General features: G+C 46.8%; 14 protein-coding genes and 1 pseudogene. 1 reads left to right on the top strand and 14 read right to left on the bottom strand.

From position 1 onward, the window contains the following. The 14 genes and pseudogenes from EGV91_RS08570 to EGV91_RS08505 form a co-directional block, all read right to left on the bottom strand. Positions 1-1,190 (bottom strand): phytoene desaturase family protein (locus EGV91_RS08570; RefSeq protein ID WP_135502676.1); only part of this gene is annotated, 1,190 nt, incomplete at its 3' end. Positions 1,191-1,462: 272 nt separating this feature from the next. Next, entirely contained in the window at positions 1,463-2,035 is a 573-nt protein-coding gene (locus EGV91_RS08565) for a 3D domain-containing protein (RefSeq protein WP_135502674.1), read from the bottom strand. Between the two features lie 235 nt (positions 2,036-2,270). After that, on the bottom strand, positions 2,271-3,716 hold the full coding sequence (locus EGV91_RS08560) for a DEAD/DEAH box helicase (RefSeq protein ID WP_135502672.1): 1,446 nt from the start codon (positions 3,714-3,716) through the stop codon (positions 2,271-2,273). A gap of 150 nt (positions 3,717-3,866) precedes the next feature. Next, a complete protein-coding gene (locus EGV91_RS08555) occupies positions 3,867-5,750 on the bottom strand; it encodes an alpha-E domain-containing protein (RefSeq protein ID WP_135502670.1) in 1,884 nt (627 codons plus the stop codon). Then, positions 5,731-7,206, bottom strand: a complete 1,476-nt coding sequence (locus tag EGV91_RS08550; RefSeq protein WP_135502668.1) for a circularly permuted type 2 ATP-grasp protein — start codon at positions 7,204-7,206, stop codon at positions 5,731-5,733. Before EGV91_RS08550 ends, EGV91_RS08555 begins: the two co-directional genes overlap by 20 nt. Before the next feature lie 133 nt (positions 7,207-7,339). Then, positions 7,340-7,972: a hypothetical protein gene (locus EGV91_RS08545; RefSeq protein ID WP_135502666.1), complete on the bottom strand. Its 633-nt coding sequence runs from the start codon at positions 7,970-7,972 to the stop codon at positions 7,340-7,342. 129 nt (positions 7,973-8,101) lie between these two features. Continuing rightward, complete coding sequence (locus EGV91_RS08540; protein WP_135502664.1) at positions 8,102-9,007, bottom strand: HD domain-containing phosphohydrolase; 906 nt, start codon at positions 9,005-9,007, stop codon at positions 8,102-8,104. 85 nt (positions 9,008-9,092) lie between these two features. After that, positions 9,093-9,527, bottom strand: a complete 435-nt coding sequence (locus EGV91_RS08535) for a hypothetical protein (RefSeq protein ID WP_135502662.1) — start codon at positions 9,525-9,527, stop codon at positions 9,093-9,095. Between the two features lie 254 nt (positions 9,528-9,781). Next, the gene (locus EGV91_RS08530; protein ID WP_135502660.1) at positions 9,782-11,269 is read right to left on the bottom strand and encodes a glutamate synthase subunit beta; all 1,488 of its coding nucleotides are present in this window, start codon (positions 11,267-11,269) and stop codon (positions 9,782-9,784) included. Between the two features lie 18 nt (positions 11,270-11,287). Then, positions 11,288-15,874, bottom strand: a complete 4,587-nt coding sequence (gltB, locus tag EGV91_RS08525) for a glutamate synthase large subunit (RefSeq protein WP_135502658.1) — start codon at positions 15,872-15,874, stop codon at positions 11,288-11,290. 268 nt (positions 15,875-16,142) lie between these two features. Further along, complete coding sequence (recQ, locus tag EGV91_RS08520; protein WP_135502655.1) at positions 16,143-17,912, bottom strand: DNA helicase RecQ; 1,770 nt, start codon at positions 17,910-17,912, stop codon at positions 16,143-16,145. 149 nt (positions 17,913-18,061) lie between these two features. Then, positions 18,062-18,846 (bottom strand): annotated as a pseudogene (locus tag EGV91_RS08515) (SDR family oxidoreductase). Positions 18,847-18,974: 128 nt separating this feature from the next. Continuing rightward, a complete protein-coding gene (locus EGV91_RS08510) occupies positions 18,975-19,487 on the bottom strand; it encodes a hypothetical protein (RefSeq protein ID WP_135502653.1) in 513 nt (170 codons plus the stop codon). Positions 19,488-19,730: 243 nt separating this feature from the next. Beyond that, entirely contained in the window at positions 19,731-20,084 is a 354-nt protein-coding gene (locus EGV91_RS08505) for a helix-turn-helix domain-containing protein (RefSeq protein ID WP_135502651.1), read from the bottom strand. A gap of 411 nt (positions 20,085-20,495) precedes the next feature. Here EGV91_RS08505 and EGV91_RS08500 point away from each other — a divergent pair, with 411 nt between their 5' ends. Continuing rightward, positions 20,496-21,992, top strand: coding sequence for a peptide MFS transporter (locus EGV91_RS08500; RefSeq protein ID WP_135502648.1), 1,497 nt, complete (start codon positions 20,496-20,498; stop codon positions 21,990-21,992). Positions 21,993-22,497: the final 505 nt, after the last annotated feature.

Genomic DNA, 22,497 nt, shown 5'->3' with positions numbered 1-22,497 from the left:
AGAACAAGTTCACGGAAAGCACCTTTTTCCTGCTCCCATCCGATATCGCTGAAATTATTCGGCACCGGCGCCAGGATATAAAGCGTCGACTTGCCTTCAGGCGCCAACGTCGGATCGGTTACACTGGCATTCTGGACGTAAATCGAGGGATCTGCCGAAAGCATGCGCGTATTGGTGATTTCCTCGACATTCTTTTTATAGTCCTTCGAAAAGATGATGGTATGGTGGGAAAGGTCATATTTTTTATCAAGCCCCAGGTACATCATGAACGTTGAACAAGAATACTTTTTCTTCTCCAATTTTTGCGGACTGTATTTCTTCAAAATGCCCGGTTCTACAAGATGGGTCATGACATGCGCAAAATCACCGTTGATGACGACTTCATCTGCCAATTCGACAGAACCGTCTTCCAGCTCAACGCCTTTTACAGAACGATTTTCAATAACTAATTTTTTAACGCCTTGACCTAAATGGATGGTGCCGCCCAACTCTTCAACCACTTTGGCCATCGCCTGCGAAAGCTGGTTGACGCCGCCAATTGGGTGGAATATGCCGTATGCATGCTCCATATAAGAAAGGATGGAAAACGCGCCTGGGCATTCCCACGGGGACATGCCAAGGTATTTTGACTGAAACGCAAAAGCCATCTTCAATCGCTCATCTTTAAAATAGCGGGACAAAACATCATATAAGGTTTTGTTGACTTCCAGTTGAGGCAGCGCTTTGATGACGTTGGGCTGCATCATGTGGATCAGCTTGTCCATGCGCGATTGCAGCAGCGGCGTCAGCGCCTCCAATTTTTTCGCGTTGTCTTTCATGAAGCGGACATAGCCTTCACCATCGCCTTTAAAATTCTCATCAATCTGCTTTCTCATCTGTTCATAATTGCGTGTCATGATCAGGTTCTGGTCTTCAAAACGCAATTCGTACATCGGATCCAGTTCGATTGCTTCCATATAATCCTTCAATTGGCGGCCGGATGCTTCAAACAGCTCTTCCACAATGTGAATCATGCTTAAGAATGTCGGCCCTGTATCAAATTTGAAATCGCCGAGACGCAATTCTGCATTGCGCCCTCCTACTCTGTCTTGTTTCTCGTAGACATCCACTTTATAGCCTTTGCTCGCCAGCAGCATCGCCGCCGCCAAGCCGCCTGGGCCTGCGCCTATTACTATCATCCGCTCTTTCATGGCTTAACCCCCATTTTAGACTAACTCCCTATAATAGTTAGACATTTCTTATACAAACATTATATATTTTTAACATCCAAATGACTAGCGATATGTTTAATCCGCACGTTTATAAGATATTTCCATTTTATCATTTTTCAGATTTTTTATCTTTTTTGGAGAGGTCTAATCGTGCTCTATTAATAAAGATATTTTGTCGATAGCGTATCTTTCAACTTCTTTACTAAATAAAAAAATACCCGATGCCTGAGGCATCGGGTATTTCAATGAGCTTATTTCAAGATTTTAATTTTGACGTTTTTGCGTCCCCATTTCAGAGCCGCGCTCTTAGTTGGGATGAAGACGTCGATTTTATGGCCTTTGATTGCGCCGCCTGTGTCGCCTGCAACTGCGTAGCCGTAGCCATCAACATAAACTTTCGTTCCTAGTTTGATGACTCTCGGATCAACCGCGATTACTTTCAAACCTGGGTTTTTCTTCAAGTTGATACCCGTTTTCGTAATGCCGGAACATCCAGCGCAAGATGCTGTATAAGCTGAAGCAGAAACTGTAAATTCTTTAACTACATTCGATGAAGTTGAACGTGAAGGCGTTTTTGCTTTCGCTTTAGCAGCTGTTTTCACTGCCGTGCCTTTCACTTTTAATTTCTGTTTTGGGTGGATGGTATTTGATTTAAGTTTGTTCCATGTTTTCAGGTTGCTGACTGATACTTTATGCGTTTTAGAAATCTTATATAAAGTGTCCCCACTTTTAACCGTGTATGTATTTGAAGCTGCTGAACTTTCTAGAGACGTGCCAAGAAATAAAACTAGTGCAAAGCTTAAGACAATTAGTAGTTTTTTCAATTTGTTCGCTCCTTTGTTTGTTTTTGCAGTACAAACAAAATAACACGTAAACATTACAGTTCTGTAACAGTTAGACGCCTATACCATTACAATTCGACTATTTTTCATGACATTTGTAATTATTAAGTTGCAGAGAGAAGCTTTTTACCCGGAACAGCAAGTATTTATTACAAAATAAAAGAGTTGCCGGCAAATTGCCGACAACTCTGAAACGTTCACAAAGAACAGTCTTCTGTTATTTATTCGCTTTATGGACTTTCAAGGTCTTGCCTTTGATCGTCTTATCTTTCATCGCTTTCAATACCATCGGCCCTTTGCCGTTAAGGATATCGATGTACGTTACCGTATCCTGGATTTTGATGATGCCGATGTCTTCAGCGGTGACGCCAGGGATGCTTGTCAGCGTGCCGACAAAATCAAATGCGCGCAATTTCTTTTTCTTGCCGCCATTAAAATACAATTTCATGATGTCTTTGTTCACTTGCTCATTCTTGTTCTTTTTCAGCTTTGGCTGTGTTTCGAGCTTCTCCGTAAAGGCAGGCTCTGCTGCGTGGACCTCTCTGGCTGAAGGCGCCATGCGCTCTTCGATTTCAAAGCCGATATACGCTTCGATTTCCGCGAGGAATTTTCCTTCATGCGGTGTTACGAACGTAATGGCTTTCCCCGTCTTGCCTGCACGCCCCGTCCGGCCGGCACGATGCACATAGCTTTCTTTTTCTAACGGAATATCATAATTGATGACATGCGTGATGCTGTCGATATCAATGCCGCGAGCAGCAACGTCCGTAGCCACCAGGTAACGGAACTCGCCGCGCTTGAATTCGCTCATCACTGCAAAACGGTCTTCCTGCAGCATGCCGCCATGCAATTTCTCGCACGTGTAATGATGCTTTTCAAGCTGTTCCATAACAAAGTCGACATTGTCTTTCGTACGGCAGAAAATGATGCAGCTGTCCGGATTTTCAACAATTGTCAAATCGCGCAGCACAGCAAACTTTCTCTTTTCCTCCACACGGATCAACGAATGGGCGATGCGGTCGGTGATGGTATCCGTCGATTCGATTTCAATGTGTTCAGGGTCGGTCATGTATTTGCGCTGAAGCTTCTCGACGTTTTCAGGCAATGTGGCCGAGAACAGCATTGTTGTGCGCTGTTCCGGAAGCTTCGTGATGATCGTCTCCACTTGTTCAATAAAGCCCATGTTCAGCATTTCATCCGCTTCATCAAGCACCAGGTAAGCAACTTTGCTCAAGTCGATTGTGCCGCGCTCAATATGATCCAGAACCCGTCCAGGCGTCCCAACAACGACATGGCATTTCTGCTTCAATTCAGCCTGTTGGTAAGCGAAAGGCTGTTTGCCGTATACCGCTGCTGCCTTGATGCGCTTAAAGCGGCCGATATTCGTAATGTCCTCTTTTACCTGGTCTGCCAATTCACGCGTCGGCGTCAAAATCAGCGCCTGCGGCTTATTTTCTTCCCAATCGAGCAATTCGCAGATCGGAATTCCGAAAGAAGCGGTTTTCCCGCTCCCTGTCTGTGATTTCACAGTTAAATCCGTTTTGGCCAAAGCGACCGGGATGACCTTTTCTTGCACCTCTGTCGGTTTTTTATAGCCAAGCCCGTCCAATGCTTTCAAGATCGGTTCGCTGATCGTAAAATCAGTAAATTGTTTTTCAGTCATAATTATTGCTCCTTCTCCGTTCAAAAATATACACGTTGTTTTATTATCGCACGGATATCGCTCTTTCACACGTTAAGCGATTATTAAGTTTTATCTTGCCGATTGGCAATTAAAAAACCAGCGGAATTGCTCCGCTGGCTGGTTTGCTGCTTATTGGTCGAGCAGGCTGACCGATACTTTGACGTCAAGCGACTGGCTGCCGCCTCTGTAGACGCCTTGCACTGGGCTGACATCATTGTAATCGCGCCCTACCCCGACAAGGATATGGTGCTCGAGCGCTTCTACATTGTTCGTCGGGTCCAAGCCGACCCAGCCGATGCCCGGAACCATCACTTCAACCCATGCATGGCTCGCTGCATCGCCGATCAACGCTGAGTTCTCGCCGACGTATAAATAGCCGCTGACATAGCGCGCCGGGATGTTTTTGGCGCGCAATATCCCAAGCATGACGTGCGTGATGTCCTGGCAGACGCCTTTCATCAAATCGAACGACTCTTCCGCCCGTGTTGATACGTCCGTTGACTCGCCGTCATACGTAAAACGGTCGTGCAGGTAATTCATTACATCGATCGAATACTGGACCGGATTCGACATTTCGCCGAGTGCTTCATCCACTTGGCTGATGTGTTCCGGCGTCAGATACGTATATGCCGTATTGCTCAGGTAGGCCAAATATTGTTCCGCAAATAAATTCGAATGGAAGATGGCGTTCATTTCCGGTGAATAATCGATGCGGTGGATAAACGGGCTTTTTTGGATGCTGACAGTCGACGTCGCTTTCACTTCAAGATTTTGGTGATGCTCTGCAATGAAAAAGGTTTCCACATTATTGCCCCAAATATCGATATGCTCTTTTGTCAATGAGGCTGGCGTAATATCCGCACGATAAGAATGCAGGCGCTGGCATTCATCGGATTTCGGCTTAAGGCGGATGGAGTTCATGCTTTGGTCGACAATCGTTTCGTATTTAAAAATATTGGTGTGCTCGATTTTATACTTCATAGTAGTTATTCCCTTCGTGCCCATCTGATTTGCTGCATTCTGTGACTGGCTTTGTCCAGACTGTTCTGAAGAAGGATCGATTAAATAATAGGTTTTTGAGAACAATTGGCTGATTTCATTGCAGCCGTCCTGGAAATGATTCAGAAACTCCATCATTCCATCTGTTGATAGTTCATCCAAATTCAGCTCGTTGAACTCAGTCCGCACTTCGTCGAGTTTTGCATAGAGCTCCCACGAATAATGGGAAATCTTGCTGTCTTCCAACTCTTCCACTGCTGCCCGTACATGATCCAGGCAATAGCGGATCGAACGCGGAAAGCTTTGATTGGAAATAAGGAAATCAAGTATTTGGCGCGGATCCATTTTTGGTGGATTCGCTTTTAAATACGCGTCATACGCGTTGGTCATGCGCAGCGCAGAAAGCCAGTAATAATAATCTTCCGTTTGGGCTTTCAACTGTTGTTCGTAAGTCCGCTCACAGACGACATTCAAGATCCGGGCGGTTTTTTCAGCACGCTCGAGCCACTTGGCGATTTTGATGATTTGATAGCCGACTCCGCGTGACATGGCCGCTTCAATAATCCCTTGCGACGTCAGCGAAGTGAATTTGACGCGTTCCAAAAACTTGCCGACATCTTTGGCCGTGCATTGGCCCGCTTCTACATCCTGCAAAGCCAAATAACAGCGGTTCCAGGTCTGCCAATAATCATCCGTGATATGGTCGCGGCTGACGCGAGCATTTTCGCGGGCGGTCCGGACACAATTTGCAACGGAATTCATATTGCCTTCATCAAATGAAAGATATTGAACCAGCTGGTCTTCTTCATAATGCTCCTGCGACTTTATACGGCTGAGCTCTTCACTTGAAGCGCATATTTCATAAATCAGTTTCCAGTCGCTGTCTCTGACCAATTCTTCATCGGAAGCTTCGATCATCTGCAAAAGCTGGACATCCAAAATCCGCGCATTATTTTCCGCCCGCTCGGCATTGCGGGACATCCAGTACAAAGAATTAGCTACTCGGCTTAGCATCGTGTTCCCCCCTGTCATCCTTCTCCCGGTAGACCCAGGTATCTTTTCCGCCGCCGCCCTGCGAAGAGTTGACTACGAGAGATCCGCGCTTAAGCGCCACCCTCGATAATCCTCCAGGAAGGACGCGCGTATTTTTCCCTCTCATGATGAAGACGCGCAAATCGACATGGCACGGGTAAAAATCCTCACCTTGGTAAGCGGGAGCGCGGGATAATTTGATTGTCGGCTGGGCGATGTATTGATGGGGGGTCTCGATGATTTTCGCCCGGAATTCTTCGATCAGCTCTTTCGATGCATGGGGTCCGACAAGCATATCGTAGCCTCCGGAAGCCCCGACGTTTTTCACGACCAGTTCCTCCAGATGCTCTAGTACCCATTCCCGTTCTTCCGGATTATCAAGCAAATAAGTTTTCACGTTATCGATGATCGGTTCTTCGTTCAAATAATAGCGGATCATTTCCGGGACATACGCATAAATCGCCTTGTCATCCGCAACGCCATTGCCAATTCCATTCAAAATAGCGACGTTCCCGTGGCGGTAAGCGTCCAACAAGCCTGGCACGCCCAGTGCCGAATCTTCGCGGAAAGCTTCCGGGTCCAGAAAATCATCATCGATGCGGCGGTAAACGATGTCTACACGCTTGAGCCCGCGGATCGATTTCATGTAGACAATGTGGTCTTTGACAATGAGGTCCCTTCCTTCAACCAGGTCAATGCCCATTTGCTGGGCCAAAAAAACGTGGTCGTAATAAGCGGAATTGTACATTCCGGGGGTTAAAAGGACAGCAAACGGCTTGTCGTTCGTCGTTTTAGGAGCATGATCAAGAATCGCTTCATGCAGGTATGACATTTGATGCTCCAGCGCATGCACGGAATGATTATTGAAGAATTCTGGATACACTTGCCGCATAACGTAACGGTTTTGGTAAACATACGACATTCCAGAGGGGTTTCGCAGGTTGTCTTCAAGCACATGATATTTTCCATGTTCGTCGCGAATCAAATCGATGCCAGCTAAAAATATATGGTTTTTCAAGGGCACATTGATTCCTTGCACTTGTTTTGCATAATAATAGGGATTTTCTTCTACCAGTCTTCTGGGGATTATTCCGTCTTCGAGGATTTTCTGGTTATGATAGACATCATCTAAAAAGCGGTTTAAGGCTTCTGTACGTTGAATCATGCCTTTTTCAATCGTATCCCATTCTTCCGGGGAGATGATGATCGGCACAAAATCGAAAGGCATTGTCCGCTCTGTACCGACATTATTGTTATAGACCGTGAATGTAATCCCTTGCCTGAGAAAAGACAGCTGGGCTGTTTCATGCTTTTCTTTCAGCTCTTCTTCGGAAAACTGCTGAAGTTTTTCATAGAACTTTCGGTAATGGGGTTTCGCCGTGCCTTGCGCTGTAAACATTTCATCAAAAAATGGCTTTACATTATACGATTCGAACATACATACCCTCCTTAAATCATTTTGCTGCATCCAATATATACAAAAAAAGCTATGGCTCTTTTTTGCGAGCTATAGCTTTTCCTGTATTCATTTTATCTTATTTTTCAAATAGAATATACATTTAACTGAAAAATTAGTTATTTTTTGACTTATCGTCATCTTTATTCTTTTTCAGTGATTCGCTGTAAGCTGTGCCGCCGCCAAACGCGCCGCCGCTTGGAGTGGTTCCTGACGTTGCAGATACACCTGTTGTAGAAGATGAACCGCCCGCAGTGCCCGACGTGCCGCTGCCCGACTTGTCAGAGCTTGTCATGCCAGAGCCAGTTGAACCGGTACCAGTGAAACCTGTGCTTGTTGTGCCTGTTGAACTTGAGCCAGTTGTTCCTGTACTCGTTGTACCTGTTGAACTTGATCCTGCAGTACCCGTACCTGTTGTGCTAGTTGAACTGCCGACATTCTCTTTCAAGGTCTCATTGGCTTTGTCCAATGCATCTTTTTCTTTATTCATCATCTGCTGCTGGCTTTCAATAGCGCCTTTCACAGCTTCAACCGCTTTGTTGACGCTCGGCTTCACTTTATCGACCATGCCGCCTGATTGCTCGTTAAGACGGTCAAGCCCTTTAACGACAGATTCTTTCAGATTTCCAGCTTGTGTTGAAGAAGTACCTGTTTGCCCTTCTTTTTTCTGTGTCATTGCGGCACCGATTAAAGCACCAACTCCTAATAACACTAATTTACCGAATGTCCCGCTTGATTTTCTAGCCATCGATTACCACTCCTTTTAATTTTAAAATCCTGTGTTATTTAGTATTGACTATTTCGAATCTTTTCAAACCTTTAAATGGAAAAAACAAAGACACCTGCCAGTAAAAGAGGTGTCTAAAAGAGAGGAACATTATTGAATTTTGCCTTCTTCTTTCAGCACCTGCCAAAACGCCTCGACCACTTCAGGATCGTATTGGACGCCAGCCAATTCCCTGATTTCAGCCATTGCATATTCTGCGCTAAAAGCTTTTCGGTAAGCTCTGTCTTCCGTCATCGCATCAAACGTATCACAGACACCGATGATTTTCGCTTCCGTCAATATTTCGTCGCCCTTCAAGCCAAAAGGATAGCCGCGGCCATTTATCCGCTCATGATGCTGCTCAACAATGTCCGCAAGATCCGCATAAGCTGTTTTCCGGAGCATGTCAGCACCGTCGCCAGGATGTTTTTTGACGAGCGCAAATTCCTCGTCAGTCAATTTTGCGGGTTTTTTCAGGACTTCTTCAGGAATGTTGATTTTGCCTATGTCATGAAGGATGGAAGCTATGAATAAATTATGTATACGGTCTCTTCCTAAATCCATTTTTGAAGCCGTTTTTACTGCGAACTTGGAAACTCTCGAGCTATGTTTAAAAGTATACCGATCTTTTCGTTCCACTATTTCTCCGATTTTACGTAATTCGCTAATCTCATCGCTAAGAGAATGAAAAATTGGATGTGTAGAAACTGAAAGGAAAGTCACATCTGTTTTTGCAGTAAAATGCACTGCTTCTTTAAGATTTTTGGAAGAATAAAAATCATCTGCTCCAAGGTTTATTAATTCACCATCAACTTCCACTTCCAGTTCACCAGAAAGAATATAGAAAAATTCTTGAACATCAGGATCATCTCCTGGAAAAAGTATTATTAATTTATCTTTTAGTACTGTTTGTTTCATCATTTCAATACCGCTGCCGCGACCTAATAAGCTAAGGGAAGTCGATCCATTTTTTACGGTTTCCAAATAACCATTTTTCAATATGTTCAAACCGTCCACAAACACACTTCCTTCCAAAAAAATATGGGAGTATAGATTCCTATACTCCATAGTACTCTATCTTTCTAATGTTAGACAATAGCTCTTACCAATCGATAACTACCATTGGATCAATCATAGCAATGCGGTCCGGGAACTTAACCGGGATCCATTCAATCGCGACATTGATGCCTGCAGCATTAGCATTTTCCACGCCAACACGTGTCATTTCTCTAGTCTTCATATCGAGCTCATGGATCAAAGCCGATACTTCTTCATCGTATTTAGCCCATAACGCGGCTTTAGTCTCTGCATCGTAAGCATTTGCGTAATTAGATAGGTAGTCAGCATACAACTCATCCGCTTCCCCTTGTGCTTCGGCGATTTCAGCGTAGATTTGATTATTTACCAGCTCGATATCAGACAATCCTTGCGCAATCTCCGGTGTTACGGAAGTATCTCCTGCAGCAAATGCCGATGTGCCAAGCATTACTGTAAGCATTACTGTAAGAATTGCAGCAATTACATTTTTCTTGAACATTCTCTTTCCTCCAGTCGGGTCGGTTAGTTGAGGCATCCTGTGTTTTTGGTCTTCAAATAGTGAAAACTCCCCCTGAGATTCCAGTATTTGAAATATTTTAATGTCGACAGTCCTCTATCTTAGTATATAAGAACCATTGTCATAGTACAATATAATTTGTCAATCCTTTACAATAAAAGGATTATTATTGACACAAAGGTGTTTAGCATCAAAAAAGGCCGGAATTTCTTCCGGCCTTTCCATTTTTGATGTTATTACGGCAATACAGTCGAGCCCATAAGGTAGCGGTCGCATTCGCGTGCGGCTTCGCGGCCTTCGTTGATTGCCCAGACAATCAAGCTTTGGCCACGGCGCATATCTCCTGCAGCGAATACCCCCTCCACATTGGTGGTGTATTTGCCATATTCCGCTTTGACGGTAGACTTTGCCGTCGTTTCTACAGCTAGTTGCTGGATCAGCCCTTGTTCCGGTCCGCTGAAACCGATTGCCAGCAGCACCAAGTCCGCTTTCCAGACTTTTTCAGTGCCTGGAATTTCTTCACGGATCCGGTTCCCCTGCTCATCAATTTTCAGTTTGACGTTGACGGTATGGACTTCTTTGACAGCCCCATTTTCATCGCCGACAAATTTTTTCGTCATGACCGCAAATGCGCGCGGATCATGTCCAAAAGCGGCAGCCGCTTCTTTTTGGCCGTATTCGACGCGATGAACTTTTGGATACTGCGGCCATGGATTGCCGGCTTCATCGCGCAACGCACCTTTTTGGTCGTAGACATCGAATTGCACAAGGCTGCGGCAATTCTGGCGGACCGCTGTTGCCAGGCAGTCCGTTCCTGTATCGCCGCCTCCGATGACGATGACATTTTTGCCTTCAGCTGAAATAAATTGGCCATCCGCCAAATTTGAATCTAATAGGCTCTTTGTATTGCTGTGGAGGAAATCCATTGCGTAATGGATCCCTTCCAAATCGCGTCCCGCTACATCGACATTGCGGTGGACAGTCGCACCGCCGCACATGACGACTGCATCAAAATCGGAACGCAGGGAGGAAACCGGATAATCTTTGCCGACTTCGGTGTTCGTGATGAATGTGATGCCTTCCTGCTCCAGAATTTTGACGCGGCGCATCACCATATCATAAGGAAGCTTCATTTCGGGAATGCCATACGTCAAAAGCCCTCCGACGCGATCGCTGCGTTCAAATACCGTCACATAATGTCCGGCTTTATTCAGTTGCGCAGCAGTTGCCAGGCCAGCAGGTCCAGAACCAATAACTGCAACCTTTTTGCCGGTGCGGGTTTTTGGCGGTTCCGGCACTACCCAGCCTTCCGCAAAGCCCTTCTCGATAATCGAACGTTCGACTGTACGGATCGCGACTGCCGGTTCGTTGATGGCAAGGACACAAGCGCCTTCACATGGAGCCGGACACGCCGCCCCCGTGAATTCCGGGAAATTATTCATAATATGCTCCCGGTGCAAGGCCTCTTTCCATTGCCCGCGGTAAACAAGGTCGTTCCACTCCGGAATCAGGTGGTTTACAGGGCAGCCAGTTGTAGCGCCTTCCAGCTCCATGCCCGTTTGGCAAGTAGGCACGCCGCAATCCATACAGCGCGCGCCTTGTTTGCTTACTTCTTCATCCGACAGCGGAACGGTGTAATCCGACCAATCCTTGACGCGCTCTTGTGGAACGCGTTCTTTGAGTGTCTGCCGGTTATATTCCATAAATCCAGTTGGTTTGCCCATCGAATCCCTCCTCCTCGGTTATTTTCCGGTTCCCGCCATTTTGCTTTCTTCAAAGGCCGCCATTTCAGCGTCCCCTCGTGCCATGCCGCTTTGCTGAAGCTTATCGATGCGATCGTTTATCTTCAAATAAGCTTTCGGAATCACGCGGATGAATTTCGCTGAAAAGATATCCCAATACGCCAAGATCCGTTTGCCATTTGCGCTATTTGTGTAACGTACATAGTTTTCGATCATGCCGCGGAGTTCTTCCATTTCAGCCGGTTCAGCAAGAGGCTGCATATGGACCATCTCCGGGTTGCAGCGCGTACCGAATGTGCCGTCTTCGTCCAGCACATATGCGACGCCGCCCGACATGCCGGCTGCGAAGTTCTTGCCTGTTGTGCCAAGGATGGCTACGCGTCCGCCGGTCATGTATTCACAGCCGTGGTCGCCAACCCCTTCTACGACAATCTTCGCGCCGCTGTTGCGGACTGCAAAACGTTCGCCGGCTACACCATAGATATAGGCTTCGCCCGCTGACGCTCCGTAAAACGCCACGTTGCCGATGATGATATTTTTCTCCGGGATGAATGTCGAATCAGGTGCAGGATAGACGATTATTTTACCGCCCGACAAGCCTTTTCCGACAAAGTCATTGGCGTCGCCGATCAATTTCAAGGTCATCCCTTTCGGAATGAACGCACCGAAACTTTGGCCGGCTGAGCCCCGGAAATTGAAATTGATGGTATCTTCCGGCAGCCCTTTCGCACCGTAGCGTTTAGAAATCGCGCTGCCAATAATCGTGCCGGTTGCCCGGTGGATATTGCGGATGGCAGTCGTCAATTCGATGCGTGTACCGTTTTCAATAGCGTCTTTGGAACGCGGCAGCAATTCCTGGACATCCAGCGTCTGCTCCAGGCCGTGGTCTTGTTTGACCGTGGCGTAGCGTCCGACTTTTTCCGGCAGGTCCGGCTGATGCAGCAACGCTGACAGATCCAAGCCTTTCGCTTTCCAATGGTCGATGTCCTCTTTCGTCTGGAGCACATCTGTGCGGCCAATCATTTCGTCGATTGTGCGGAAACCGAGCTCCGCCATCAATTCACGCGTTTCCTGCGCTACAAAGCGCATGAAGTTCGCAACATGTTCCGGGTCGCCCATATACTTCTTGCGCAGTTCCGGATTCTGCGTCGCAATGCCGACCGGGCACGTGTCCATATGGCAAACGCGCATCATGATGCAGCCAAGGACAACTAGCGGGGCTGTAGAAAAACCGAATTCTTCCGCTCCCAAAAGGGCTGCCGTTACAACATCGCGGCCTGTCATCATTTTGCCGTCGGTTTCAACGACAATGCGATCGCGCAAGCCATTTAGCAGCAAGGTCTGATGCGTTTCAGCCAAGCCGATTTCCCACGGCAGGCCGGTGTGCTTCAAACTCGTCTTCGGTGCTGCGCCTGTTCCGCCGTCGTAGCCGCTGATGAGTACGACATCTGCACGCCCTTTCGCAACGCCGGCAGCAATTGTGCCAACGCCCACAGCAGAAACCAGCTTGACGCTGATGCGTGCTTGCGGATTGGCGTTTTTCAAGTTAAAAATCAATTCCGCCAAATCTTCGATTGAATAGATATCGTGATGAGGCGGAGGTGAAATCAGTTCGACGCCTGGTGTTGAACCGCGGACTTCTGCTACCCACGGATATACTTTCTTGCCGGGCAGATGGCCGCCTTCTCCAGGTTTCGCGCCTTGTGCCACTTTTATCTGAATTTCATCGGCATTGACTAAATAATGGCTGGTCACGCCAAAGCGGCCCGACGCCACTTGTTTGATTGAACTGCGGCGATTGTCGCCGTTGGCATCCGGCGTAAAGCGGGAGGTCTGTTCGCCGCCTTCTCCGGAATTGCTGCGGCCGCCGATTCGATTCATTGCAATCGCCAAAGCTTCGTGTGCTTCCTGGCTAATGGAACCGAATGACATTGCACCGGTTTTGAAGCGTGCACAGATCTGTTCGATTGTCTCCACTTCGTCAATCGGAACAGAAGCTTGTTCCTTGAATTCCAGCAAGCCCCGTAAAGATTGCACATTGGATGTTTCAGCCGTCAGCAAGCCGCTGTATTTCTTGAACGTTTTGTAATTATTCGTCCGGCATGCCTGCTGCAATGTATGGATGGTTACTGGATTGTATTGATGCGTTTCGCCGTTTGCACGGTATTGGTATTCGTCCCCGGGCTCAAGCGCATGGTTCCCGCCTTCACGCTCCGGATAAGCTTGGGCATGGCGCATCAGCACTTCTTTCGTGATGATATCGAGGCCGATCCCCCCAAGCCGCGATGATGTACGGGTGAAATAGCGGTCGATGACATCCATGTGTATGCCGACTGCCTCGAAAATTTGAGCGCCTCGGTAACTTTGGATAGTGGAAATCCCCATTTTCGACAGCACTTTGATGATGCCGTCCGTTACCGCGTTGATATAGCCCGCTTCTGCCTCTTCGTAAGAAACACCGCCGACATCGCCGGTATCCACGAGGTCGCCGATTGACTTGAACGCCAAATATGGGTTGATCCCTTCAGCTCCATAGCCCAGCAATGCAGCGAAATGATGCACTTCCCGCGGTTCAGCCGACTCCAGGAGGATGCTCATCCGTGTGCGGGTGCCTTGGCGGATCAGATGGTGGTGCAGGCCGGATACCGCCAGCAAAGCCGGTATCGCTGCATGCTGTTGATCCACACCGCGGTCAGATAAGATCAGCAATGTCGCGCCTGCGTCAAACGCTTCGTTAGCTTGGATGAAAAGCTCTTCCAGTTTCTGTTCCAGCGCTTGCGCTCCACCTGCCGCTTCAAATAAAATCGACAGCGTCACTGCTTTGAATTCAGGCAGTTGCTGCTGGCGCAGTTTTTCCAACTGGCCATTCGTCAAGACAGGAGTTTCCAAGCGGATATGGCGGCAGCTTCCCGGACCGGGTTGGACAAGATTGCCTTCCGCCCCGATTGTGGTCTGTGCCGCTGTAATGATGTGTTCGCGGATGGCGTCAATCGGCGGATTCGTCACTTGTGCGAATAATTGCTTGAAATAGCTGTATAAGAGCTGCGGTTTTTTCGACAACACCGCGAGGGGCGAATCGTATCCCATTGAACCCACCGGATCTTTGCCGTCTGTCGCGAGCGGTTTGATGATTTTTTGGACTTCTTCTGTCGTATACCCGAATGCCAATTGCTGTACGAGTAAGTCTTCCGTATCGGCATAGTTAGGCGCTGCAGTTGGTTCAGGAATATCTGCCAGGTCCAGCATATTGTTTTCAATCCATGAACGGTACGGCAGCTCAGCTGCTATTTGGAGTTTGATTTCTTCATCCGGGATGATTTTACCCGCTTCCAAATCAATCAATAGCATTTTCCCAGGGCGCAGACGCTCTTTATAGACGATGTCATCCGCAAAAATATCAAGGGCACCAACTTCAGAACCCAAGACGATCATGCCGCTTTTCGTCACGTAATAGCGCGCTGGGCGCAGGCCATTGCGGTCCAGGCAGGCTGCAATCTGCTTGCCGTCCGTGAAGACCAATGCAGCCGGCCCATCCCACGGTTCCATCAACGTACTGTGGTATTCGTAAAAATCTCGTTTTTCCTGTTTAATTGTCGGGTCGTTAACCCAAGGCTCTGGAACCATCATCATGGCCGTATGGGCCAGCGAACGCCCTGATAAATGAAGGAATTCGAAACAATTGTCGAACATGGATGAGTCGCTTCCACTTTCATCGATGACAGGCAAAACTTTCTCTATATCTTTTTCCGTGAAATAAGGGGAGTTGCACAATACTTGCCGCGCGCGCATCCAATTGACGTTGCCGCGAAGTGTGTTGAATTCGCCGTTGTGGATCGAATAGCGGTTCGGATGCGACCGCTGCCAGCTCGGGAATGTATTGGTGCTGAAACGGGAGTGAACTAATGCCAACGCCGATTTGAATTCGGGATGGTTGAGGTCAATGTAAAACGAGTCGAGCTGTTCTGGAATAAGCATTCCTTTATAAACGATCGTGCCCGCTGACAAGCTGCTGAAATAGACATCGCTGTAATCAGGGCTGCTGCCCATCTCCATTTCGATGCGCTTCCGGATCACGTATAATTTCCGTTCAAGCGCCATGCGGTCTTCCAGCTCATCAGCCGCCTCGATGAACACTTGGCGGATAACCGGCTTGGTCTTGGCGGCTACTTTTCCGACAAACGAATCGTTTACCGGGACAGGGCGCCAGCCAAGGCATTTCTGCCCTTCTTCTTCGATGATGCGCTTGATGACCTCTTTCGTCTGCATGCGCAAATCGTAATCCTGTGGCATAAACACCATGCCGATGCCATAGCGGCCTTCAGCCGGCAGGGCGATCCCTTCCTTTTCGCATTGTTTATAGAAGAAACGGTGAGGAATCTGTGTCAGGATGCCGGCTCCATCGCCAGTGCTAGTATCAGAAGATTGTCCTCCGCGGTGTTCGAGGTTACAAAGAATGTTGATGGCATTTTGAACAATCGAATGCGATTTTTCTCCGTTGATATTTGCAATCATGCCAATACCGCATGCTTCATGTTCTTGATCTGGATGATAAAGCCCTTGTGCGGCTGGATACTCTTTCTTTCTCATCAAATCGCCTCCTTTAACTCAGTAGAGTGTCATAATATCAGAATATTATAGCATGTTTATTGAATATATATACGCTTTTATCAAATAAAATTAACGTCAGAATAATGAAAACGGTTTCATTAAAAGGCTACGCATCTACATATTTTCGTATAAATCCTGTTTTAAAGGCATTTTCACGCCGAAATTTATGCATAAAAAAATTAAATTCCCTCTATTTAAATGAAACAAAAAAAGCTGCCGATAATTTCTCGGCAGCTTGACAATTCACTTATTCAGCTTCAGGAAAGTCACGGATGGCAGTTAAGAATGCTTCTCCGTACTTCTCTAATTTACTTGTTCCGACGCCATTCACTTCAAGAAACTCTTCCTCGGACTTCGGCTTTCTGGAACACATATCCTGAAGTGTTTTATCAGAGAAAATAACAAACGGCGGTACGCCCGCGTCGTCCGCCAGTTTTTTGCGGATTTTACGCAGTTCTTCAAACATTGGATCGTTCTGGGTGATCTGTTTCGTCGCTACGGCGCCTTTGCGCAGAACCCGGCGCTTGCCGAGCAATACATCCCGCCCGCCGTCCGGTACGTAAATCGTCGGGAAAGAACCTTGTTCAACAGCCAGCAGTTCCTGGGAAATCATGAACTCGATCAAATTCGATACTTCTTTCGCATTATGATGCTTTAAAATGCCGTACGTCGACAATTTATCAAATCCGAAATCGAGCACTTTTTTATTGCGCGAACCGGTCAATACTTGAGCCGTCATCATCTTGCCGAATTTCTGCCCCATGCGGACGACGCACGACAACACCATCTGGACATCCGTCGTGACATCGAGGCTTTCGCGTTCATCGCTGCAGCTGCTGCAATGGCCGCATGGTTCTGCTCCCGTGTCGCCGAAATAAAAGATGATGAATTGCTGGAGGCAATTTTCGGTATGGCAATAATCCACCATGCCCTGCAATTTAGCCAGTTCTCCCGGAATCCGGCTAGGATCCTGAGCCTGGTCGATCAGAAAACGCTGCGTTTGGACATCCTGCGAAGCATAAAGGACGATGCATTCGCTCGGCAGCCCGTCGCGCCCTGCACGGCCCGCTTCCTGGTAATAGCTCTCCATATTTTTCGGCAATTGGTAATGGATGACGTAGCGGATATTGGATTTATCGATACCCATGCCGAATGCATTAGTGGCTACCATGACCGTCACTTCGTCATTCAAAAAACGCTCCTGGCCGCTTTTGCGCTCCTGATCCGGCATGCCTGCATGGTATTTGGCGGCTTTGACCCCTTTTTTGATCAGCATGTCATAAACGGAATCGACTGTCTTGCGCGTCGCCGCGTAGATGATGCCGGCTTCTTTTTCGTTTTTTTGGACGTATTCTTTTACATAGCGGTCGCGGTCCTGTCCGCGGATGACCGAAAACGACAAGTTTGCGCGTTCAAATCCGGTCATGACCGTATGTTCCTCTTCAATATCAAGGATGCGGCAAATGTCTTCTCTGACCTGCGGAGTAGCAGTTGCTGTCAGGGCCAATACGGTCGGATTGTTCGGAAACAGCCCCGCCATGCGGCTGATCAGCCGGTAGCTCGGACGGAAATCATGCCCCCATTGCGAAATACAATGTGCTTCGTCGACCGCAATCAGCGGCACTTGAACGCCTTGCAATTCGTTGAGGAACATTTCCGAATCCAACCGTTCCGGCGCGATATACAATAATTTAATCGCCCCTCGCTGGACATCGTGCAAAGTTTCCCGCACCTCTTCAAAACCCAGTGAACTGTTTATATAAGCAGCTGGAATGCCGGCTGCCAACAATGCATCTACTTGATCCTTCATCAACGAAATCAGCGGTGACACGACAATCGTCGTGCCTTCCATGACCAAAGCGGGAATCTGGTAACACATCGATTTCCCTCCGCCCGTAGGCATGACGCAAATTGTGTTTTGCCCTTCAAACACCTGTGAAATCGCCTGCTCCTGTCCCGTTCGGAATGTCTCATAGCCAAAATGCGTCTGCAGTAATTTTCTCGCTTCTTCCAACACAATAAAACACTCCCAAAACTCGTCTCGTATCTAACAGCTTATCACATTCCTGCCGCTTTTTTCGCTTTCCGAAATCGCAGAAAATACCTTGCAGCAAAAAACTGTTCCATCAGCCTAGGCTTCTGGAACAGTTTCCCGGATTCCCGTATTTAAATTTCCATGTCCCACCGTTTTGCTTCTTCTTCTTTCATCTGCTGTTCCGTTTCTTCCGGGAAAGCAGTCCGGAATTTATGGTTGTCGAGCGGAATGATTTCAACCATTTTTTCAATCATAGCCTCCGGATCGTATTGATCTTCGAGCGCTTTTTCAGCCTCTTCCATATCCTCTTTGCGGGTAAAGTGGATTTTTTCATCAAACCATTTCCACTTCGCTTCGGCACTCCGGTCATTAAAGCCGGTAGCAAAGGCTCCTGGATTGATTGTTGCCACTTGCACACCGAATTCTTTCAGCTCTTTTTGCATCGTTTCCGCAATCGCCTCAATCGTGTGCTTGGTGGCAGTATAAGGTCCAACATACGGCGTAGCATGATGCCTGCCATCGAAGACATGAAGATGATTTTGCCGCGTCCTTTTTCCACAAACTTTTGGGCAGCAATTTGCGCCGTTTCAAGTGTACTGAAAACATTCACCTCGAACAGCTTGCGGAAATTCGCCATCGGCACTTCACCGAGCGGACCGCCTTCATTGATTGCTGCATTCGCTACGAATATATCGAAATCGTAATCCAGCATCTGCGCCAGATCCTGTGGATTCGTAATGTCCATTTTGAAAACTTCCAATTCGACACCTTCCGCTTTCGCCGCCTCGCGCAGCGATGTCACTTGAGGTGCTATTTCAACCGGCGCGATGACGCGATGCCCTTTTTTCGCTAATCCTATTGCAGCGCCTTTCGCTAAGCCGCTCCCAGCTCCTGTAATGAAAATCGTTTTACCCAATTCGATCAGCCTCCATTAAATTTATAGTCTCTTTAATGGTTTCCCGGCATCACAGGCATTAAACTCCAAATCAAAAAAGCGGATTTCCACCCGCTTTTTTGCCAGTCTTTTATAAGGTTTCTTCTATATTAATGTCCCCATTCCTGAAAACTGAAATGCTGTGCAAAGCCAGCATATTTTGCCAAACCGTTTTGCAGCTCCTGTTCATTTTTTGCCAGCATGCGTTCTCTTGTTTTTTTGCGTTTGAAGCGGCTGCCGTATGCTTGCTGCGCTACTTCATTTCGATAGGCGAGCTCTTTGAACTCCACCGCGACATCTTCTTCGGGATCACTCAACAAAGAAGCAAGCATACCAGCCTTGCGATACAATTCCGTGGAATCGTATTGATCCCGGCGTTCATGCAATAGCCCCGCTACAATATGGCTTGGCAATTCCTGGTCCACACCTTTGGCAAGGTCCGTCAGCAGCTCCAGCATGACCCTGCGGTTGCTTGCAAGCGACAAAACGTAAAAGACATGTGGAATCTCTTCCACAGGAGCAGCCGTAATATAAAGGTCGATTTCCCGAATCAGCTCGGCAGGCTGTATTAAATCAATCAAAATAGCCAAACGGTATGTTTCGTATAATATATATCTATCCATCTGGAATCGCCTGCCTTACGGAAAAATAAGTTCATGAATTTTCATGTGCATCTCAATTATTGGTAAAAATGACAACGACAGATTATTCGAATAGTAATATAGTTCAATTATATCATTTTTCCGAATATTTAGTTATTTAAGATATATAATTATTTCTCTTAAAATGCCTAATATTAACAAAAAGTCCACTCATTAGAGAATGGACTTCTTCAATGCTTTTGTAAAATAATGGTTCATCAAAGCTTAATTAGCTGCCCCATAACTTCCCATGCGGCGTTTTACTTGGATGTAAGATGCTGCTTCCGCAATCTCGTTGTGATCGAGCGGCTTATTGTCGAGCATTAAATTATAATCACTTATAGATGAAGCGTTTTGCAGGTCCAAGTCTATGACTTTTTCGGTGCGGTCCAATAATCCGTCAACAGAAACGTCGAAGAAATCAGCTAAACGCGTTAAATGGCTTACAGTAATTTGTTTTTTGCCGCTCTCATAGGCCCAAATCGTACTTTTAGCAAATCCGATCTTTTCTGCCAACTGCTCCGGAGTCAATGCTTTCTCTTCTCGCAGGTCTTTGATTTTTTTGCCTAAATCGTTCATTAGTTTTCCTACTCCTTTATATTAAATTCTAACTATTTAAAATATACAGTAACTTAGAACATTATACAATATATTTCTATAATATTCAGACAAAAATGTGTACATTTATTGACCTTTTTCGACAATTTTCGCGCGAATACCTAATAAATGGTTATTATGGTACATAAATACTTACTATATTCTTTAGTTCGATCCGTTTGGCTACTTATTTGCCATTCCACTTCCATTTCAAGAAAAGTTCCACTGTTTTAAATTCATTTATTATTCTAATAAAACTATTTAAAAGTAAGTATTAAATAGTCTTACAGAAAAATTTAAATTTAGCGCCTATTTTACTAATTTTTAAGTTTTTTTTGATTTTCATACTTAAAAAAAGTATTATATTAGCATACGTAAAAAGGAGGTAGTAAGATGTCTGACAAATATAATCGCCAAGACATCGTGAACACAGTGCCGCAAAAAGGTTTCTTCGGCCATCCAAAAGGATTGTTTACTTTATTCTTTACTGAATTTTGGGAGCGCTTCTCATATTACGGCATGAGAGCCATCCTGGTTTTTTACATGTACTACGAACTTTCCGACGGCGGACTTGGACTGGACCAAACAACGGCCCTTTCCATCATGTCCATTTATGGATCTCTTGTTTATATGTCCGGCGTCATCGGCGGCTGGTTAGCCGATCGAATATTCGGCACATCGAAAGCCGTCTTTTACGGCGGAATACTCATCATGTTCGGTCATATTGCTTTGGCCATTCCTGGCAGTCTGCCGCTTTTCTTCGTTTCCATGGTACTCATCGTCCTTGGTACCGGTTTACTGAAGCCGAATGTTTCCAGTGTCGTCGGTGAAATTTATGCTGAGAACGATGACCGCCGCGATGCCGGATTCAGCATCTTCTACATGGGGATCAATATGGGTGCATTTATCGCGCCGTTGATCGTCGGTACAGTCGGCATGAATATGAGCTTCCACCTGGGCTTCAGCATTGCCGCAGTCGGCATGTTCCTCGGGCTTGTTGTATTCATGCTGACGAAAAAGAAAAACCTCGGTTTGGCTGGCACTGTGGTTGCAAACCCTTTGACTCCTTCCGAAAAATCAAGAACCATCAAAGTTTTCTCAATCGGCGCCATTGCCATTGCTGCCATCGTCTATCTTGGCTTGCAAACTGGCTTCCTGACGTTCGACAGCTTTATCGCATCAGTCGGTATTCTTGGGATTTTGCTGCCGACTGCTTATTTTGTGGTCATGTACCGCAGCAAAAAAACGACAGAAGTGGAACGTTCGCGCATCTTGGCCTACATTCCTTTGTTCATCGCATCGGTCATGTTCTGGGCAATCCAGGAGCAGGGATCGACCATCCTTGCAGCATACGCTGACACACGCACAGACCTTGAATTTGCGGGCATCACGATTTCACCTGCATGGTTCCAGTCGCTGAACCCATTGTTCATCATTGTGCTGGCTCCTGTGTTCGCATGGATGTGGGTTAAACTTGGCAGCCGCCAGCCTTCCATACCGCAGAAGTTTTCGCTCGGCTTGCTGTTTGCCGGAATATCGTTCCTGGTCATCCTGCTTCCTGCCTATTTCGGCGGACCGGATACACTGGTGAATCCGTTATGGCTTGTACTGAGCTACTTGATCATCGTATTAGGTGAACTTGCCTTGTCGCCTGTCGGATTATCAGCAACTACCAAGCTGGCCCCTGCCGCTTTCTCAGCGCAGACGATGAGCCTTTGGTTCTTGTCAAACGCAGCCGCGCAAGCAATCAACGCACAGCTCGTGAAATTCTACTCAGCTGAAAACGAAATGATGTATTTCGGTATCATCGGTGGAGCATCCATCGTCCTGAGTATCATCCTGTTCCTATTAGCTCCAACCATCCAGCGCTATATGAGAGGCGTACGATAAATAAACGACAAAAGGCCGGAAGCATTTTTGCTTCCGGCCTTTTGTCGAGTTTGTCGAGAACGGTAAATCATTTTTCTGATTGAGCCGATATTCTGCAAAACAGCTGCAACGGCTTTTAATGTCGCGAAGGGCGAAGTGATGCAGAGACAGGAGCAGTAAGATTTTCTCCACTGTTTTGCTTCATATCTTGAGAACATGGAAGAAACTGCAGAAAGTATACCTTCCGTGTCCTTCAGTAAAAGAAATAACCCGCCATTAAGAAATACCTTGGAATGAAGCGGAAGACGGCGACTCCTGCGGGACAGTACGTGCCGAAGACCCTACTATGTAAAATAGATAGATGACAACATAAAGAACCATTGTTTTCTGGGTATACAAGAAGTACCAATCACAGAACTTCCGAAATACCCACCCACCCAAAAGGAGCTGAAAACAATGGTTCTATCTTCATTTAACCATATTCAGGGGAGCAACGGAAGTCATTGGAACCGCTTGATGCGGGCGG

Source organism: Planococcus koreensis (assembly GCF_004761975.1).
Taxonomy (GTDB): Bacteria; Bacillota; Bacilli; order Bacillales_A; family Planococcaceae; genus Planococcus; species Planococcus koreensis.
The sequence above is the reverse complement of the archived record's forward strand: the minus strand, read 5'-3'. Positions and strand labels throughout refer to the sequence as shown.

Bases quoted from the DNA above. Each gene is read 5' to 3' on its own strand.
- EGV91_RS08535 (WP_135502662.1), bottom strand. From the start codon at position 9,527: ATGTTCAAGAAAAATGTAATTGCTGCAATTCTTACAGTAATGCTTACA.
- EGV91_RS08545 (WP_135502666.1), bottom strand. From the start codon at position 7,972: ATGGCTAGAAAATCAAGCGGGACATTCGGTAAATTAGTGTTATTAGGA.
- gltB (WP_135502658.1), bottom strand. From the start codon at position 15,874: ATGAGAAAGAAAGAGTATCCAGCCGCACAAGGGCTTTATCATCCAGAT.
- EGV91_RS08500 (WP_135502648.1), top strand. From the start codon at position 20,496: ATGTCTGACAAATATAATCGCCAAGACATCGTGAACACAGTGCCGCAA.
- EGV91_RS08505 (WP_135502651.1), bottom strand. From the start codon at position 20,084: ATGAACGATTTAGGCAAAAAAATCAAAGACCTGCGAGAAGAGAAAGCA.
- EGV91_RS08510 (WP_135502653.1), bottom strand. From the start codon at position 19,487: ATGGATAGATATATATTATACGAAACATACCGTTTGGCTATTTTGATT.
- EGV91_RS08555 (WP_135502670.1), bottom strand. From the start codon at position 5,750: ATGCTAAGCCGAGTAGCTAATTCTTTGTACTGGATGTCCCGCAATGCC.
- EGV91_RS08530 (WP_135502660.1), bottom strand. From the start codon at position 11,269: ATGGGCAAACCAACTGGATTTATGGAATATAACCGGCAGACACTCAAA.
- EGV91_RS08550 (WP_135502668.1), bottom strand. From the start codon at position 7,206: ATGTTCGAATCGTATAATGTAAAGCCATTTTTTGATGAAATGTTTACA.
- EGV91_RS08560 (WP_135502672.1), bottom strand. From the start codon at position 3,716: ATGACTGAAAAACAATTTACTGATTTTACGATCAGCGAACCGATCTTG.